We start from the raw sequence: 16,367 nt of genomic DNA on the forward strand, positions 1-16,367 counted from the left end.
ATAAGAGACAGCGGGGGAGGGGCGCCCGAAGATCGGGCGGAACGCCCCGTTACGCTCGTTGCCCATGAAGCAGAACGTGCTCACCCGGTACCGGGTGATGTCCTACATCACCGCCGTGTGGCTGCTGGTCTTCACCGGCTTCATCGTCGCCAAGTACGGCTTCGACACCGGTGACACGACGGCCGTCTCGCAGATCCACGGCGTGCTGTTCATCATCTACGTGATCTTCGCCTTCGACCTCGGTTCCAAGGCGCGCTGGCCGTTCGGCAAGCTGCTGTGGGTGCTGGCCGCCGGGTGCATCCCGGGTGCCGCGTTCTTCGTGGAGAAGGGCATCACCCGCGAGATCACCCCGCTGATCGAGCGCGACGAGGAACCGGCGGGCGAGGACTCGAAGACGGTCACCAAGGCCTGACCCAATGCCTGAACCGCGCGTCCGGGGAGCCCCTGACCAGGGGCTCCGTCGGACCGCGCGGTTTGCTCTGGCCAAATACTTGGACGTCCTAGTAAATTGGCCGGTATGGACGCTGAAGCCATCTCCGAGGGCCGCCGCCGCTGGCAGGCCAGGTACGACGCCGCCCGCAAGCGGGACGCGGACTTCACCACGCTGAGCGGTGATCCCGTGGACCCGGTCTACGGCCCCCGCCCGGGTGACAACTACGAGGGCTTCGAGCGCATCGGCTGGCCCGGCGAGTTCCCCTACACCCGCGGCCTGCACGCCACCGGCTACCGCGGCCGGACGTGGACGATCCGGCAGTTCGCCGGCTTCGGCAACGCCGAGCAGACCAACGAGCGCTACAAGATGATCCTGGAGGCCGGCGGCGGCGGACTCTCGGTCGCCTTCGACATGCCGACCCTCATGGGCCGGGACTCGGACGACCCGCGCTCGCTGGGCGAGGTCGGCCACTGCGGTGTGGCGATCGACTCGGCCGCCGACATGGAGGTGCTGTTCCGGGACATCCCGCTGGGCGAGGTCACCACCTCGATGACGATCAGCGGCCCGGCCGTCCCGGTCTTCTGCATGTACCTGGTCGCCGCCGAGCGCCAGGGCGTCGACCCGGGCGTGCTCAACGGCACGCTCCAGACCGACATCTTCAAGGAGTACATCGCGCAGAAGGAGTGGCTCTTCCAGCCCGAGCCGCACCTGCGCCTGATCGGCGACCTCATGGAGCACTGCGCGGCCGGCATCCCCGCGTACAAGCCGCTCTCGGTCTCCGGCTACCACATCCGCGAGGCGGGAGCCACGGCCGCGCAGGAGCTCGCCTACACCCTCGCCGACGGCTTCGGCTACGTCGAGCTGGGTCTGAGCCGGGGTCTGGACGTCAACCGGTTCGCGCCGGGCCTGTCCTTCTTCTTCGACGCGCACGTCGACTTCTTCGAGGAGATCGCCAAGTTCCGCGCCGCGCGCCGGATCTGGGCCCGCTGGATGCGCGACGTCTACGGCGCGACCAGCGAGAAGGCGCAGTGGCTGCGCTTCCACACGCAGACCGCCGGTGTCTCGCTCACCGCTCAGCAGCCGTACAACAACGTCGTGCGCACGGCCGTGGAGGCGCTGGCGGCCGTCCTCGGCGGCACCAACTCGCTGCACACCAACGCGCTCGACGAGACCCTGGCGCTGCCGTCCCAGCAGGCCGCCGAGATCGCCCTGCGCACCCAGCAGGTGCTCATGGAGGAGACGGGCGTCACCAACGTCGCCGACCCGCTCGGCGGTTCCTGGTACGTCGAGCAGCTGACCGACCGCATCGAGGCGGACGCCGAGAAGATCTTCGAGCAGATCAGGGAGCGCGGCACCCGCGCCCACCCGGACGGCAAGCACCCGATCGGCCCGATCACCTCCGGCATCCTGCGCGGCATCGAGGACGGCTGGTTCACCGGGGAGATCGCCGAGGCGGCCTTCACGTACCAGCGCGCGCTGGAGAAGGGCGACAAGCGCGTTGTCGGCGTCAACTGCCACACCGGCTCGGTCACCGGCGACCTGGAGATCCTGCGGGTCAGCCACGAGGTGGAGCGCGAGCAGGTCAGGCTGCTGACCGACCGCAAGGCGCGCCGGGACGACGAGAAGGTCAAGAGCTCGCTCGAGGCCATGCTGGCGGCGGCCCGGGACGGCTCCAACATGATCGAGCCGATGCTGGCGGCGGTCCGCGCGGAGGCCACGCTGGGCGAGATCTGCGGCGTCCTGCGCGACGAGTGGGGCGTGTACGTCGAGCCCGCCGGGTTCTGACGGTACTTCCGAGGCGGTGGCGGCGGTCAGTCGGTGACCGCCGCCAGGCCGCCCATCAGCAGCAGCGCGAACGTCCGCGCCCAGGTCTCGTCCACCGGTTCGTCGCTGACCAGGCAGCGGTGCACCACCGTGCCGGCGACCACGTCGAAGATCAGGTCGACGGTCCTGCGGGTGCGCTCGGCGTCGGCCTCGTCGGCGGGGAGCTCGCCGCGCGCCTGCGCCCGGGCCCGGCCCTGCAGTACGAGGTGCTTCTGCCGGTCGACGATGGCGCTGCGCACCCGGTCGCGCAGGGCGGGGTGGTGGGTCGACTCCGCCACGACGGCCATCAGGGAGGTCTTCGTCTCGGGCCGGCTGACCAGCGCGGCGAAGGACAGCACCACGCCCTCGATGTCGGCCTGGAGGCTGCCCCGGTCGGGTAGTTCCAGCTCGTCGAAGAGCACCGCGACGGCGTCCACGACCATCTCGCTCTTGCCCGGCCAGCGCCGGTAGAGGGTGGTCTTGGCGACGCCCGCCCGGGCGGCCACGTCCGCCATCGTCAGCTTCGACCAGCCCAGCTCCACCAGCGCAGCCCTGGTGGCGTCCAGGATCGCGCGGTCGGCGGCGGCGCTGCGAGGTCGGGCCATGGGGTGACCATACCGATGCCGTCGGCCATGGGTTACGCTACGACCCGTAGCGAAAAGCGGCGCCTTGCCGTGCCCTCGTCCTGGGCCCGGGCCGCCGTCCTTTCCGCGACAACCACACGCGCCGGGTGGGGACCCGGCGCCGAGCGAACGACGTCCGTGACGCCGCGCGCGGCCGGCACGCCGGCCGGTTCCGCGCCCGGCGCCGGTCGGCGGACCGGCTGTGCCGGGTCGGCTACCACTCCACACCGCGGAACAGGGAGACTGGTCCCATGCAGCCAAGGAACATGCCCATGAGCGGAGTGGTGGACCTCGCTGCCGTGAAGGCGGCGGGAGAGGCACGACAGAAGGCGGAGGAGGCGCGCGCCCAGCGGGCCGGCGCCGGGGAGCAGGGCGGTGCGACGTCCGCCCGCCTGGTGATCGACGTCGACGAGGCGGGCTTCGAGCGCGACGTTCTCCAGCGCTCCGCCGAGGTGCCGGTGGTCATCGACTTCTGGGCCGAGTGGTGTGAGCCGTGCAAGCAGCTCAGCCCGATCCTGGAGCGCCTCGCCCAGGAGTACGCGGGCCGGTTCGTCCTGGCCAAGGTGGACGTCGACAGCAACCAGCTGCTGTTCCAGCAGTTCGGGGTGCAGGGCATCCCGGCGGTGTTCGCGGTGATCGCCGGTCAGGCGCTGCCGCTGTTCCAGGGCGCCGCGCCCGAGCAGCAGATCCGGCAGGTGCTCGACCAGCTGATCCAGGCCGCCGAGGAGCGCTTCGGTATCGTCGGCGCACCCGTCGACCCGTCCGCCGCGTCCGAGGAGGAGGCCCGGCCGGAGCCGCCGCGCGACCCGGTGCTCGCCGCCGCCGAGGACGCGCTGGCGTCCGGTGACGTCTCCGGCGCCGTCCAGGCCTATCGCAACGCGCTCCAGGACGACCCGGGTCACGCCGCCGCCAAGGCCGGTCTTGCTCGCGCCGAACTGATCGGCCGCGTACACGAGTTGGACGCCGCGCAGGTCCGCAAGGACGCCGCCGACCGCCCCGGCGACGTGGACGCCCAACTCCGGGTCGCCGACCTTGATCTGGCCGGAGGTCATGTCGAGGACGCTTTCGGGCGGTTGGTGGACACCGTGCGCCGGACGGCCGGGGAGGAGCGGGACGCCGCGCGGGTGCGGTTGCTGGAGCTGTTCGAGGTCGTCGGCCCCGAGGACCCGCGGGTGATCGCGGCGCGCGGCGCGCTGGCCCGAGTGCTCTTCTGACCCGCCGACCGGTTCTCGTCGAGGCGGCCGCCCCCGGGGTGGCCGCCTCAGGCGTGTCCGACCCTTGTCTACCTGTTGACAAAGTTCTCAACAGCGGCGCTCCTTTGCCAAAACTTGGCAATCGGTGTCTGTGTTACTCACGGTAAGTGGAGGCCGGGGTTTCGCGGGGGAACGCGGCACTCGTCCCGTTTCCGTGTCCCGTGCGACGGCGACTTTCCGTACCTCGCGGACAGCTCGGACCCCGAACGTCGTCACCATCCCGTTACCTGCGGGTAACGAGCCCCTTGTGCGACACCGGGTCAATAGACGACGATCGGCCACGCTCGGTCCATCCCCATCCAGGCGCGGCAGCCGGCCGCACCCCGCGGGACGGAACCCCGCCGAGCGCCCCGGTCTCACCGGGGCCGGGACAGGGGGGTCCCCGCCGAGGCGGGGCCTGTCCCTCGTGACGGGACGTGCCCCGCGCACGTTCCGGTGGTTGTCGCTCGGGGGGTGACCGCCGTTCATCGGCCCTGCCGACGGGCGGCGCTCCTCCTCCCGAGGACGTGGCACTTCTCCCATCCCAGCCGGACACCCCGCATCCGGTGGCCGGCCGGGAGATGTACGTCCGTGAAGGAGGAAAGGCATGGAGTCCGTGGCTCGTGGCCGGACCAGATGGCGGCGGTTCGCCGTTGTCATGGTGCCCGGCGTGGCCGCGACGGCCGCCGTCGGCGTGGCCCTCGCACAGGGGGCGCTGGCGGCTTCGTTCAGCATCTCGGGACAGAACTTCAAGATCGCCGTCGACGAACTGGAGGGAACCGGCTTCGTCCAGTACGGCACCGTCAACAAACAGCACGGCGGCAAGGACGTGCCCGTCGGCGTCTCGGCCTTCAAACGGGCCGAGATATCGGGGCTGTGTCAGTCGGTGGTGCTGCCCATCATGGGCGGCGTCACGCTGCGGCTCACCGCCGGCGAGGGCGACCGGAAGGTGGAGGCGTCGAACATCTACATCGACGCCGACTCCCTCTCCGGTGACGCCACCTTCCGCGACATCAACATCGGTGTCGCGGCGGGGGACAGCAAGAAGGGCCCCGGCGTCAGCCCGGGCGACCGGACCCCGGCCGGCTCCTTTGCCATGGAGGCCGACAGGGCGACGCTGACCGACGTCAGGCAGAACGCCTGGGCCACCAACGCGGGCAGCTTCAAGCTCACCGGGCTGAAGCTGAACGTCGCGAAGGGCGCCAAGGAGTGCTTCTGACGGGCTGAAGGGGGGAGGCGCGGGCCAGGCACGGTGAAGGAACGACGGCCTGGCCCGTGTCCCCGTCAGCACGCCACACCCTTCCCACCGCAGCGCCCGAGGAGCTGTTGATCATGAGTGCGAAGTCATCGGCGGCGTCGGCGGCGCCGTCGTCCGGCCCGGGGCCCGTCCGCGAACGGCTCGCCGGCTGGCGGGTCTCCTTCCGGCACTGGCGCTGGCAGCGCCCGTTCTGGGCGGGACTGCTGACGCTGCTCGCCGGGGTGCCGATCGTCTACATCCCCTACGCCGACCCCAGCTTCGAGGACCTGTCCTTCCGGCTGGCCACCACCACCGGTTCCGGTTCGCTGATCATCGGCATCCTGCTGGTGGTCCTCGGACTGACCTTCTGGTACCAGCGGTACGCCCGGGTCTTCGCCGGCGTCGCCGCCATCCTGCTGGGCATCGTCTCCCTGGTCGTCTCCAACTTCGGCGGCTATCTGCTCGGCTTCCTGCTCGCCATGATCGGCGGCGGCATGGGCATCGCCTGGGTGGAGGGCGAGGAGCCCGGCGAGGAGCCGACCGCCACGGACGGGAGGACCGGTGGCAGGTGAGGCCCGCGAGCGGCGGGGCCCTCGCCACGCGGCCCCGCGGAAACCCCTGCTGACCAGACTCCAGGTGCCCGGAGGCCGTGCCGCGATGGCCGTCATGCCCTCCGCGCTGCTGCTGGGCATCGGACTCTCGCCGAACGTCGCGGGCGCCCAACCCGGCGGCCGGGAGAACCCCTTCCAGGCCGGCCCGTGCGTCTCGGCGCCCGACCGCGCGGGCGCGGACTCCGAAGCGGAGGAGAAGCCGGACGAGAGGCCGGAGTCCGGCCCGACGCCCGCCCCCGAGCGGAGCACCGCGCCGCCGACTGCCGCGCCGCCGGCCGCGTCCACGCCGTCGGCGACACCTCGACCGTCGGTCGCTCCCCGGCCCTCCGCCTCGCCCCGGCCCTCGGGTACCGGCGAGGCCCGCCCGGAACCCGAAGCCACGGACACTCGGAACCCGCTCGACCCGCTGGATGTCGGCGGCCGCCTGCGCGACCTGCTCGGACTGGGCGACAAGGACTCCACACCCACTCCCGAGCCGAGCGCCACACCCACCACACCCAGTCCGCCGCCGACCAATACCCCGACGGAGGAGGCGCCGGCACCGAAGGAACCGATGCCCGGCGGGGCGCCCGAGCGGAGCGCTCCCGACCGGGTGGCCGAACCGGCGCCCACCGCCCGCCCCGAGAAGCCTCCGACCAGGGTCGATCCGACCGAAGACGACACCGCGGAGGACGGCGGCCCGGACCAGGACGACGAAGCGCAGGAGGACGCGCGTAGCGAGCCGGGCGGCAAGGAACCCTTCCCCTGCCCCGAGTTCGACGCCGAGGCGTACGACAACGCCGCCTACGAGCGCACGCCCGCCGCGTTGCCCGACGTGCCGTTCCATCTGAAGACCAGTCGGCTCGGGCTGTCCGGGCTCAAGTACCACGGCATCGTGCTGGTACGCACCCACGGCGGCCAGGAGAAGCGGGTCCTGAAGTTCACCGCCGAGGAGCTGAACATCCGGGACCTGCACCAGTACGCGCCCACCTCCGCCGGCCGCGTCCAGCACATCCGCAGCCGGCCCGGCAGCACGTCCACGTTCCGGGGCGGCACGGTGACGATGTACACGGAGGAGCTGAAGGGCTGGCTGTTCGGACTGATCCCGATCACCTTCAGCCCGAAGTCGCCCCCGCCGCTGGACCTGCCGGCGGCGTTCTTCACCTCCGCCGAGGTGCGGCAGGCCGGCCAGTTCGGCGGGAACCTGACCGTGCCGGGGCTGCGCCTGTCCCTGGAGTGAGCGGTCCGCACACACGAACGGGCCCGTGTGCGAGGCGGTGTCAGCTGTCCTTGCCCAGGTGGAGGATGCGCACCATGTTGGTGGTGCCCACGACGCCCGGCGGCGTGCCGGCCGTCATGATCATGACGTCGCCCTCCTGGTAGCGCTGGAGCTTCAGCAGCTCCTCGTCCACCAGCTTGATCATCGTGTCGGTGTTCTCCGCGTGCGGCACGACAAACGTCTCGACGCCCCAGGCCAGCGTGAGCTGGTTGCGCGTGTTGGGGTCCTCGGTGAACGCCAGGATCGGCTGCACCGCGCGGTAGCGCGCCAGTCGCAGGGCGGTGTCACCGGACTTGGTGAAGGCCACCAGCGCCTTGGCGTCGAGGAAGTCCGCGATCTCGCATGCGGCGCGGGCGACCGCACCGCCCTGCGTGCGCGGCTTCTTGCCGGGCACCAGCGGCTGGAGGCCCTTGGAGAGCAGCTCCTTCTCGGCGGCCTGGACGATCTTCGACATCGTCTTGACCGTCTCGATCGGGTACTGGCCGACGGAGGACTCGGCCGAGAGCATCACCGCGTCCGCGCCGTCCAGGATCGCGTTGGCGACGTCGGAGGCCTCGGCGCGGGTGGGCCGGGAGTTGGTGATCATCGACTCCATCATCTGGGTCGCGACGATCACCGGCTTGGCGTTGCGGCGGCACAGCTTGATCAGCCGCTTCTGCACCATCGGCACCTGCTCCAGCGGGTACTCCACGGCCAGGTCGCCGCGCGCCACCATGACGGCGTCGAAGGCGAGGACGACCTCCTCCATGTTGTCCACCGCCTGCGGCTTCTCCACCTTGGCGATGACCGGCACCCGGCGGCCGACCTCGTCCATCACCCGGTGCACGTCCCGCACGTCGGCGGCGTCGCGCACGAAGGACAGCGCGACCATGTCGCAGCCCATGCGGAGCGCGAACCTCAGGTCGTCGACGTCCTTCTCCGACAGCGCGGGCACGTTGACCGCCGCGCCGGGCAGGTTGATGCCCTTGTGGTCGGAGATGACACCGCCCTCGATGACGATCGTGCGGACCTCGGCCCCGGTGACGTCCACGACCTGGAGGGCGACGTTGCCGTCGTTGATGAGGATCGGGTCGCCCTTGGCGACATCCCCGGTCAGGCCCTTGTAGGTGGTGCCGCAGATGGTCCGGTCACCGGGTACGTCCTCGGTGGTGATGGTGAACTCCTCACCGCGGACCAGTTCGACCGGCCCCTCGGCGAAGGTGGCGAGGCGGATCTTCGGCCCCTGGAGGTCGGCCAGGACGCCGACCGCACGCCCGGTCTCCTCGGAGGCCTTGCGGAGACGCTCGTAACGCTCCTGGTGCTCCGCCTGGGTGCCGTGGCTCATGTTGAAGCGGGCCACGTTCATGCCGGCCTCGATCAGCGTCTTCAGCTGGTCGTAGGAGTCGACGGCGGGACCCAGGGTGCAGACGATTTTGGAACGGCGCATGGAGGCGATCCTATCGTTTTGTTTAGACGCGAAACGTACTGGGGGTGATCTGGCTCACCGATCATGAGCTGACCAGTGCGTACGCCTGGGTGGCGATCTCCAGCTCCTCATCGGTGGGTACCACGGCCACGGCGACGGAAGCGTACTGCGGCGAGATGACCCGGGCCGTGTCCGTACGCCGGTTGTTCAGCTCCGTGTCGACCGCCAGTCCCAGCCCCTCCAGACCGGCCACCGTCGCCTCCCGGACCGGGGCCGAGTTCTCCCCGACGCCGGCGGTGAAGGCCAGCGCGTCGACCCGGCCGAGCACCGCCGTGTAGGCGCCGACGTACTTCCGCAGCCGGTGGACGTACACGTCGAACGCCAGCGCCGCCCGCTCGTCGCCCTCCTCCCGGCGCCGCACGATCTCCCTCATGTCGTTGTCCCCGCACAGCCCGACCAGACCGCTGCGCTTGTTCAGCAGCTCGTCCACCTCGTCCGTGGACATCCCCGCCACCCGGTTCAGGTGGAACACCACGGCCGGGTCCACGTCACCCGACCGGGTGCCCATCACCAGGCCCTCCAACGGAGTGAGACCCATCGAGGTCTCCACGCAACGGCCGCCGCGCACCGCCGACGCCGAGGCGCCGTTGCCCAGGTGCAGCACGATCACGTTGACGTCCTCGACCGGCCGGCCCAGCAGCTCGGCCGTCGCCCGGGAGACGTAGGCGTGCGAGGTGCCGTGGAAGCCGTAGCGGCGCACCCGGTGCGCGTCGGCCGTCGCCACGTCGATCGCGTACCGGGCGGCGTACTCGGGCATCGTGGTGTGGAACGCCGTGTCGAAGACCGCGACCTGCGGCAGGTCGGGGTTGAGCGCCTGCGCGGTGCGGATGCCGGTGAGGTTCGCCGGGTTGTGCAGCGGCGCGACGGGCACCAGGCGCTCGATCTCCGCGAGGACCCGGTCGTCCACGACCGTCGGACGGGTGAACTCGCGGCCGCCGTGCACCACCCGGTGGCCGACGGCCGCCAGATCGGGGGAGTCCAGGCCGAGCCCGTCGGCGGCCAGCTCCGCCGCGACCGCCTTCAGCGCCGCCCCGTGGTCCGGATACGGTTCGACGCGCTCCCGCCGCTCGCCGCCGGCCGGCGTGTGCAGCAGCCGCGAGGCGCCCTCGCCGATCCGCTCGACCAGGCCGACCGCCAGCCGCGACCGGTCGGCCATGTCCAGCAGCTGGTACTTCACCGACGAGCTGCCGGAGTTGAGTACGAGTACGCGGGTGGCGCTCATGCCAGGCCGCCCTTCTCCTGTCGGATCTCCTGACGGACGGCCGCGCCGGCGGACGCTGCCGCGTCCTCGTCCGGGCGCCCGGCCTGTGACTGCGCCTGGATGGCGGTGATCGCCACGGTGTTCACGATGTCCTGCACCAGCGCGCCCCGCGAGAGGTCGTTCACCGGCTTGCGCAGGCCCTGGAGCACCGGGCCGACGGCGACGGCACCCGCCGAGCGCTGCACCGCCTTGTAGGTGTTGTTGCCCGTGTTGAGGTCCGGGAAGATCAGCACGGTCGCCTGGCCGGCCACCGGCGAGCCCGGCAGCTTGGTCGCCGCCACCGACGGCTCCACCGCCGCGTCGTACTGGATCGGGCCCTCCACCAGCAGGTCGGGGCGGCGGCTGCGCACCAGCTCGGTCGCCTCGCGGACCTTGTCGACGTCCGTGCCCGAACCGGAGGTGCCGGTGGAGTAGGACAGCATCGCGATGCGCGGCTCCACCCCGAACCTGGCCGCCGTCGTCGCCGACTGGATCGCGATGTCCGCGAGCTGGGCGGCGTCCGGGTCCGGGTTCACGGCGCAGTCGCCGTACACCAGCACCCGGTCGGCCAGGCACATGAAGAACACCGACGAGACGATCGCCGCGTCCGGGCGGGTCTTGATGATCTCGAACGCCGGGCGGATGGTGGCGGCCGTGGAGTGCACCGCGCCGGACACCATGCCGTCGGCCAGCCCCTCCTGCACCATCAGGGTGCCGAAGTACGAGACGTCCACGACCGCGTCGTAGGCCAGCTCGTGGCTGACGCCCTTGTGGGCCCGCAGCCGCGAGTACACCTCGGCGAACCGTTCCCGCAGCGGGGATGTCGCCGGGTCGACGATCCGGGCCGTGGCCGTCGTGCCGTGCGCCGACCAGCCGCTGTCGTCGGGGCCCAGCAGGTTGAGGTCCACGCCGAGGTCCGCGGCCCGCTTGCGGACGGCGGTCTCCTCGCCGAGCAGGGTGAGATCGCAGACGTTCCGTCGCAGCAGCACCTCGGCGGCGCGCAGCACCCGTTCCTCGGTGCCCTCGGGCAGTACCACGTGCCGCCGGTTCCCCCGGGCGCGCTCCACAAGCTCGTGCTCGAACATCATCGGCGTGACCCGGTCGCTGCGCACCACCGAGATGCGCTCGGTGAGCTGCCCGGTGTCCACGTGCGTCTCGAACAGGCCCAGCGCGATCTCCGCCTTGCGCGGGTTCGTCGCGTTCAACTTTCCACGCAAAGCGTGGAGTTGGCCGGCGGTCGGGAAGGAGCTGCCCGGTACCGCCAGGACCGGGGTGCCGGGCGCCAGCCGCGCCGCGAGGTTCATCGTCTCCTCGCCGGGCCGCTGGTCCAGAGTGAGCAGCACACCGGCGATCGGCGGCGCGCCCGCCGAGTGAGCCGCCAGCGCCCCCACGATCAGGTCCGCCCGGTCGCCCGGCGTCAGCACCAGGCAGCCCTCGGTCAGCGCGGGCAGGAACGTCGGCAGCATCGCGCCGCCGAACACAAAGTTGCGGCAGTCCCGCGCCAGCCCCGCCGGATCACCCAGCAGCACCTCGGCGCCCAGCTCGTCCACCACCTGCTGCACGGTCGGCGCCGAGAGCGCCGGGTCCTCCGGCAGCACGTACACCGGCTCCGGCAGGTGGGCGCCCAACTCCTTGGCCGCCCGCGCCGCGTGCTTGTCGTCCACCCGGTTGGCGATCGTGGCGATCACCTCGCAGCCCAGCGAGGTGAACGCGGTGTGCGCGTTGCGCACCTCGTTGACCACCGACTCCGCCTCCTGGCCGAAACCACCGACGACGGGCAGCACCACGGCGCCCATCTCGTTGGCCAGCCGGGCGTTCACGGTCAGCTCGCCGGGCAGGTTGGTGTCCACGTAGTCGGTGCCCAGCACCATGACCGCCTCGTAGTCGGCCGCCACGGCGTGGAAGCGGTCGACCAGATGCGCCACCAGCTCGTCGGCACCGGCGCGGGCCTGCAGCGCGGCGGCCTCCTCGTACGGCAGCCCGGTCATGTCGTCCACCGACTGGCTCAGCCGGTAGCGGCTGCGCAGCAGGTCCAGCATCGGGTCGGCGCCCGGATGCCACAGCGGCCGGAACACCCCGACCCGGTCCACCAACCGGGTCAGCAGCTCCATGACCCCGAGCTCCACGACCTGCCGGCCGTCACCCCGGCCCACGCTGGATATGTACACGCTCCGCGTCACGCGTGCTCGCTCCTCGTTCCCTGGGAGGGGCGCCGCGCTCCCGGCCACCCGTCCGAAAACTTCCGATCTTCACACCAAATCAATCTTGACAATACCCATGGGACTGGATATGCCGCGCGGCGGGCGGCAGCATGTGGACAAGGCAACCCCTTGGGTTCAGGACATGAAACAATCCCCCGGCAATCGGCCCGTCCCCCGATCAGGAGTAACGATCAGCATGCGTATCGGAGTCCTCACCGCCGGCGGCGACTGCCCCGGTCTGAACGCCGTGATCCGGTCGGTCGTACACCGTGCCGTCGTGGACCGAGACGATGAGGTCATCGGGTTCGAGGACGGCTTCAAGGGCCTGCTGGAGGGCCGCCACCGCGAACTCGACCTCAACTCCGTCAGCGGCATCCTCGCCCGCGGCGGCACCATCCTCGGCTCCGCCCGGCTGGAACGGGACCGGCTGCGCGAGGCCTGCGACAACAGCGAGGAGCTGATGGGCCGCCTCGGCATCGACGCGCTGATCCCCATCGGCGGCGAAGGCACGCTGACCGCCGCCACCATGCTCTCCGAGGCCGGCCTGCCCGTCGTGGGCGTGCCCAAGACCATCGACAACGACATCTCGGCCACCGACCGCACCTTCGGCTTCGACACCGCCGTCGGCGTCGCCACCGAGGCCATGGACCGGCTCAAGACCACCGCCGAGTCCCACCAACGGGTGATGGTCGTCGAGGTCATGGGCCGGCACGCCGGCTGGATCGCCCTCGAGGCCGGCATGGCCGGCGGAGCCCACGGCATCTGCCTGCCCGAGCGTCCGTTCGAGATCGACGACCTCTGCAAGATGGTCGAGGAGCGCTTCTCGCGCGGCAAGAAGTTCGCCGTCATCTGCGTCGCCGAGGGCGCCCGCCCCGCCGAGGGCTCCATGGAGTACGCCAAGGGCGAGATCGACCAGTACGGCCACGAGCGCTTCGTCGGCATCGGCAACCGCCTCGCCACCGAGATGGAACGCCGCCTCGGCAAGGAGGCCCGCCCGGTCATCCTCGGCCACGTCCAGCGCGGCGGCACCCCCACCGCCTACGACCGCGTCCTGGCCACGCGTTTCGGCTGGCACGCCGTGGAGGCCGCCCACCGCGGCGACTTCGGCATGATGACCGCACTGCGCGGCACGGACATCGTGATGACCCCGCTCGCCGACGCCACCCGCGAGCTGAAGACCGTCCCGCAGGACCGCATGGACGAGACCGAAGCCGTCTTCTGAGCGGGCGGGCACGCTCACGCATGGGCTTCCCGAGGCGTCGCCCGGAAGTCCTCGTAGCTCCGCGACGAGGACTTCCGGCTGCCCCGCATGTGCACACGCGACCTGCGTGGAGCGGTTCGCGCACCCGTAGTCCGCTCAGGATCGGAGATCGCGCACGGTGCAGCGCAGCCCGGGAGCGGCGGCGATCCTCTTGTCCAGGGTGATGAGATCGGCGCGCAGGGCTTCGGCGAGGGCGGCGTAGGCGGCGTCGTAGGGCCACATGTTGTGCCGCAGCTCCCAGATTCGCGGCAGTAGCCGGACGTGATCGTAGCGCTGCAGTGGCATCCGAGCCAGCAGCACGAGGGCCTGCTCGGCCTTGTCCGGGGCGAGCTTGTTGCCACGCACCAGGCCGCGCAAGGTGGCAGCGCACTCCAGGTCGACAGCGTGCGGGGCGGCCAGGCGTTGCCCCGTGACGGCCGCGCGGACCGCCTCGCCCAGCGCGTCGTCGCCGACCAGGAGCTCGACGAGCGCGGAGGTGTCCAGGACGATCACGCGGCACGGGCCTCCCGGGCGGCCTGGATGGTGTCCAGGATGTCGTCGGCGGTGACGCCGCTGCCGGCGGCGATGTCACGGGACGCAGCCAGCGCCTCGTCCAGAGTCAGCGTGCGGGCCTCGGTCTCCAGTATGTCCAGTACGTACGCCTGAAGGGACTTGCCGGCGCGGGCGGCACGAGTCTTGAGCGTGGCGAGGGTGTCCTCGCGGACCTCGCGGATGTGAATCGTGGCCATGCGACCATCGTAATCCCGTGCAAGCAAAATGCAAGCAGTCGGTGGAGGTCCGGAGCGCCGGCGGCCGACCGTCGCGCTGTCATCGGCTCGCGGCGAGCAGGGCGGAGAGGAGGCGGAGGTCGGCGCCGGCCTCCGGGTGCCACTGGACGGCCAGTGCGAAGGGGTGTGCTTCCGCAGGAAGTTCGAGGGCTTCGACGGTGCCGTCCTCGGCGTGCGCGGAGGGCACCAGGTCACGGCCGAGACGCTGCACGGCCTGGTGGTGGTAGGTGGGCACGGACACCGCCTCGGGCAGCGCGTCGGCCAGGCGGGTACCGGGGACGGGTTTGACCAGGTGCTGGGCGAAGACACCGGGCGGACCGGAGTGCCCACCGTGGCCGACCTCGTCGGGCAGGTGCTGGACGAGGGTGCCGCCGAGTGCCACGTTGAGCAGCTGCATGCCGCGGCAGACGCCCAGCAACGGGGTCCCGCTGGTCAACGCGGCCTCGATCAGGGCGAGTTCCCAGGAGTCCCTGGCGGCGTGCGTGGGTCCGGTGCGGGGGTGGCGGTCGGCGCCGTAGCGGTCCGGGCCCACGTCCGGGCCTCCCGCGACGACAAGGGCGTCCAGCCGGGCCACCGCGCGAGCCGCGGCGGCCGGTTCGTCGGGCGGGAGGAGCGCGGCGATGCCGCCGGCGTGCTGGACCATCCGGTGGTATCCGGCGGGGAGGACGGCGGCGGGCAGGTCCCACACGCCCCACCGTACGGAGTCCTCCAGATAGGTGCTGATGCCGACGAGGGGCTGGGCCACGGGTTTCCTCCATGAGCGGTCTGTCGGTGGGAGCCTCCCGCGCTCGGCCGAGGAGACCCCCACCGGTGGTCAGTTGCGGGTGAGTTCGGCTTCGGCGGCGGCCAGGGCGGCGGCCTCCTCCTCGGGGGCGGCCGCGACGAGGCGGTGCCGGCTGTAGAAGGCGAAGTAGGCGACGGCGGCGGCGTAGACGCCGAGCGCGATGAACGCGGCCTGCTTGTCCACCAGGAAGGTCGCCACCAGCGCGGCGCAGGCCAGGACGAGCGCGACCGACGAGGTGAGGATGCCGCCCGGGGTGCGGTAGGGCCGGTCCAGGTGCGGTTCGCGACGGCGCAGGACGATGTGGGAGAGCGCCATCATGGCGTACGAGATGGTGGCGCCGAAGACGGCCATGTTGAGCATCCGCGCCCCGTCGCCGGTGCCGGCGGCCAGCGCGAAGCCGAGCGCGCCGGGCACCAGCAGACCCAGGTAGGGCGCCTTGCGACGGCTGGTGAGAGAGAGGAAGCGGGGGACGTAGCCGGCCCGGGAGAGCGCGAAGAGCTGCCGGGAGCCGGCGTAGATGAGGGAGAAGAAGGAGGCGACGAGGCCGGCCAGCCCGGCGTAGTTGACAAAGCGGCTGAGCGCGGTCGGTTCGCCGTCCCCCTGGAGTGCGGTGACCAGGGGGTTGCCGGCGTCTTGGAGCCCGGCGGAGCCGCGCGCCCCGACGGCGACGAGGAAGGTGACGACGGCGAGGACGAGGAGGACGCCGATGGCGGCGGCCATGGCGCGGGGGAGCGTGCGGGCCGGGTTCCTGGTCTCCTCGGCCGCCAGCGGTACGCCCTCGACGCCGAGGAAGAACCACATGCCGAAGGGGAAGGCGGCCCAGATCCCGATCAGCCCGTAGGGCAGCCAGGAGTTGGCGCCGAAGGCGTTGCCGTCGACGGGGATGTCGTTGAGTCGGCTGCCGTCGAACTCGGTGACCGCGCCCAGCGCGAAGATCACCAGCGCGGCGACCGCGATACCGGTGACGACAAAGCTGAACCGGAGGGCTTCGCCCACCCCCCACAGGTGGATGCCGATGAAGATCACGAAGCAGGCGAGGTAGACCGGCCAGCCGGAGGTGAGGCCGAAGAGGTTGAGGGATTCGACGTAGTCGCCGATGAAGATGGAGATCGCCGCCGGTGCCAGGACGTACTCGATCAGGATCGCCGTCCCGGTGAGGAAGCCGCCCCAGGTGCCGAGCGCACGCCGGGCGAAGCCGTAGCCGCCGCCGGCGGTGGGCAGGATGGCTGCCATCTCGGCCTGGGAGAAGACCAGGCAGGTGTACATCACGCCCATCAGCACCATGGCGATGGCCAGTCCGCCGAAACCGCCCTCGGCCAGGCCGAAGTTCCAGCCGGCGAAGTCGCCGGAGACGACGTACGCCACGCCGAGGCCGGTGAGCAGCAGCCAGCCCGCGCTGCCCCGGCGCAGGCTGCGCCGGTCCAGATAGGCGGCTTCGGGGGAGCCGGGAGG

The 16,367-nt window shown here is 71.4% G+C and carries 15 protein-coding genes; 7 read left to right on the forward strand and 8 right to left on the reverse strand.

Annotated features, from left to right (window positions below; translation table 11 throughout):
* The first annotated feature begins 64 nt into the window (after nucleotides 1-64).
* Nucleotides 65-412 carry a DUF3817 domain-containing protein gene (locus FNX44_RS13075; protein WP_143648243.1) on the forward strand — a complete coding sequence of 116 codons (348 nt, stop codon included), beginning with the start codon at nucleotides 65-67 and terminating at the stop codon, nucleotides 410-412.
* Nucleotides 413-517: 105 nt separating this feature from the next.
* Nucleotides 518-2,218, forward strand: coding sequence for a coenzyme B12-dependent isobutyryl-CoA mutase large subunit (icmA, locus tag FNX44_RS13080; protein ID WP_143648244.1), 1,701 nt, complete (start codon nucleotides 518-520; stop codon nucleotides 2,216-2,218).
* A gap of 26 nt (nucleotides 2,219-2,244) precedes the next feature.
* Here icmA and FNX44_RS13085 read toward each other — a convergent pair whose 3' ends face one another.
* Nucleotides 2,245-2,841, reverse strand: a complete 597-nt coding sequence (locus tag FNX44_RS13085) for a TetR/AcrR family transcriptional regulator (RefSeq protein WP_143648245.1) — start codon at nucleotides 2,839-2,841, stop codon at nucleotides 2,245-2,247.
* 269 nt (nucleotides 2,842-3,110) lie between these two features.
* On the opposite strand from FNX44_RS13085, the gene FNX44_RS13090 reads away from it, so the two are divergent.
* From FNX44_RS13090 to FNX44_RS13105, 4 genes are all read left to right on the forward strand, one after another.
* A complete protein-coding gene (locus FNX44_RS13090) occupies nucleotides 3,111-4,073 on the forward strand; it encodes a tetratricopeptide repeat protein (protein WP_143648246.1) in 963 nt (320 codons plus the stop codon).
* 625 nt (nucleotides 4,074-4,698) lie between these two features.
* Nucleotides 4,699-5,310, forward strand: a complete 612-nt coding sequence (locus tag FNX44_RS13095) for a DUF6230 family protein (RefSeq protein ID WP_143648247.1) — start codon at nucleotides 4,699-4,701, stop codon at nucleotides 5,308-5,310.
* A gap of 113 nt (nucleotides 5,311-5,423) precedes the next feature.
* Nucleotides 5,424-5,900 (forward strand): DUF6114 domain-containing protein, encoded by a 477-nt coding sequence (locus tag FNX44_RS13100; RefSeq protein WP_181353288.1) that lies wholly within the window; start codon nucleotides 5,424-5,426, stop codon nucleotides 5,898-5,900.
* Nucleotides 5,901-5,985: 85 nt separating this feature from the next.
* On the forward strand, nucleotides 5,986-7,158 hold the full coding sequence (locus tag FNX44_RS13105) for a hypothetical protein (RefSeq protein WP_185285788.1): 1,173 nt from the start codon (nucleotides 5,986-5,988) through the stop codon (nucleotides 7,156-7,158).
* A 40-nt stretch (nucleotides 7,159-7,198) separates the two neighbouring features.
* Here the strand turns inward: FNX44_RS13105 and pyk are convergent, their stop codons facing one another.
* The 3 genes from pyk to pta all read right to left on the reverse strand — a co-directional run bounded on the left by pyk (nucleotide 7,199) and on the right by pta (nucleotide 12,082).
* Complete coding sequence (gene pyk, locus FNX44_RS13110) at nucleotides 7,199-8,623, reverse strand: pyruvate kinase (RefSeq protein ID WP_143648249.1); 1,425 nt, start codon at nucleotides 8,621-8,623, stop codon at nucleotides 7,199-7,201.
* A 61-nt stretch (nucleotides 8,624-8,684) separates the two neighbouring features.
* On the reverse strand, nucleotides 8,685-9,884 hold the full coding sequence (locus tag FNX44_RS13115; protein ID WP_143648250.1) for an acetate kinase: 1,200 nt from the start codon (nucleotides 9,882-9,884) through the stop codon (nucleotides 8,685-8,687).
* A complete protein-coding gene (gene pta, locus FNX44_RS13120) occupies nucleotides 9,881-12,082 on the reverse strand; it encodes a phosphate acetyltransferase (RefSeq protein ID WP_143648251.1) in 2,202 nt (733 codons plus the stop codon). Before pta ends, FNX44_RS13115 begins: the two co-directional genes overlap by 4 nt.
* 217 nt (nucleotides 12,083-12,299) lie before the next feature.
* Between pta and FNX44_RS13125 the strand changes: the two genes are divergently transcribed.
* A complete protein-coding gene (locus FNX44_RS13125; RefSeq protein ID WP_143648252.1) occupies nucleotides 12,300-13,325 on the forward strand; it encodes an ATP-dependent 6-phosphofructokinase in 1,026 nt (341 codons plus the stop codon).
* 135 nt (nucleotides 13,326-13,460) lie between these two features.
* On the opposite strand, the gene FNX44_RS13130 is transcribed toward FNX44_RS13125, so the two are convergent.
* The 4 genes from FNX44_RS13130 to eat all read right to left on the reverse strand — a co-directional run.
* Nucleotides 13,461-13,856 carry a type II toxin-antitoxin system VapC family toxin gene (locus FNX44_RS13130; protein ID WP_143648253.1) on the reverse strand — a complete coding sequence of 132 codons (396 nt, stop codon included), beginning with the start codon at nucleotides 13,854-13,856 and terminating at the stop codon, nucleotides 13,461-13,463.
* Entirely contained in the window at nucleotides 13,853-14,092 is a 240-nt protein-coding gene (locus FNX44_RS13135) for a FitA-like ribbon-helix-helix domain-containing protein (protein ID WP_143648254.1), read from the reverse strand. Before FNX44_RS13135 ends, FNX44_RS13130 begins: the two co-directional genes overlap by 4 nt.
* A 79-nt stretch (nucleotides 14,093-14,171) precedes the next feature.
* Nucleotides 14,172-14,876, reverse strand: a complete 705-nt coding sequence (locus FNX44_RS13140; protein ID WP_143648255.1) for a gamma-glutamyl-gamma-aminobutyrate hydrolase family protein — start codon at nucleotides 14,874-14,876, stop codon at nucleotides 14,172-14,174.
* A gap of 69 nt (nucleotides 14,877-14,945) precedes the next feature.
* Nucleotides 14,946-16,367 (reverse strand): ethanolamine permease (gene eat / locus FNX44_RS13145; protein ID WP_143648256.1); only part of this gene is annotated, 1,422 nt, incomplete at its 5' end.

Origin of the sequence: Streptomyces alkaliterrae, from assembly GCF_007097205.2 — a bacterium.
Classification (GTDB): Bacteria; Actinomycetota; Actinomycetes; order Streptomycetales; family Streptomycetaceae; genus Streptomyces; species Streptomyces alkaliterrae.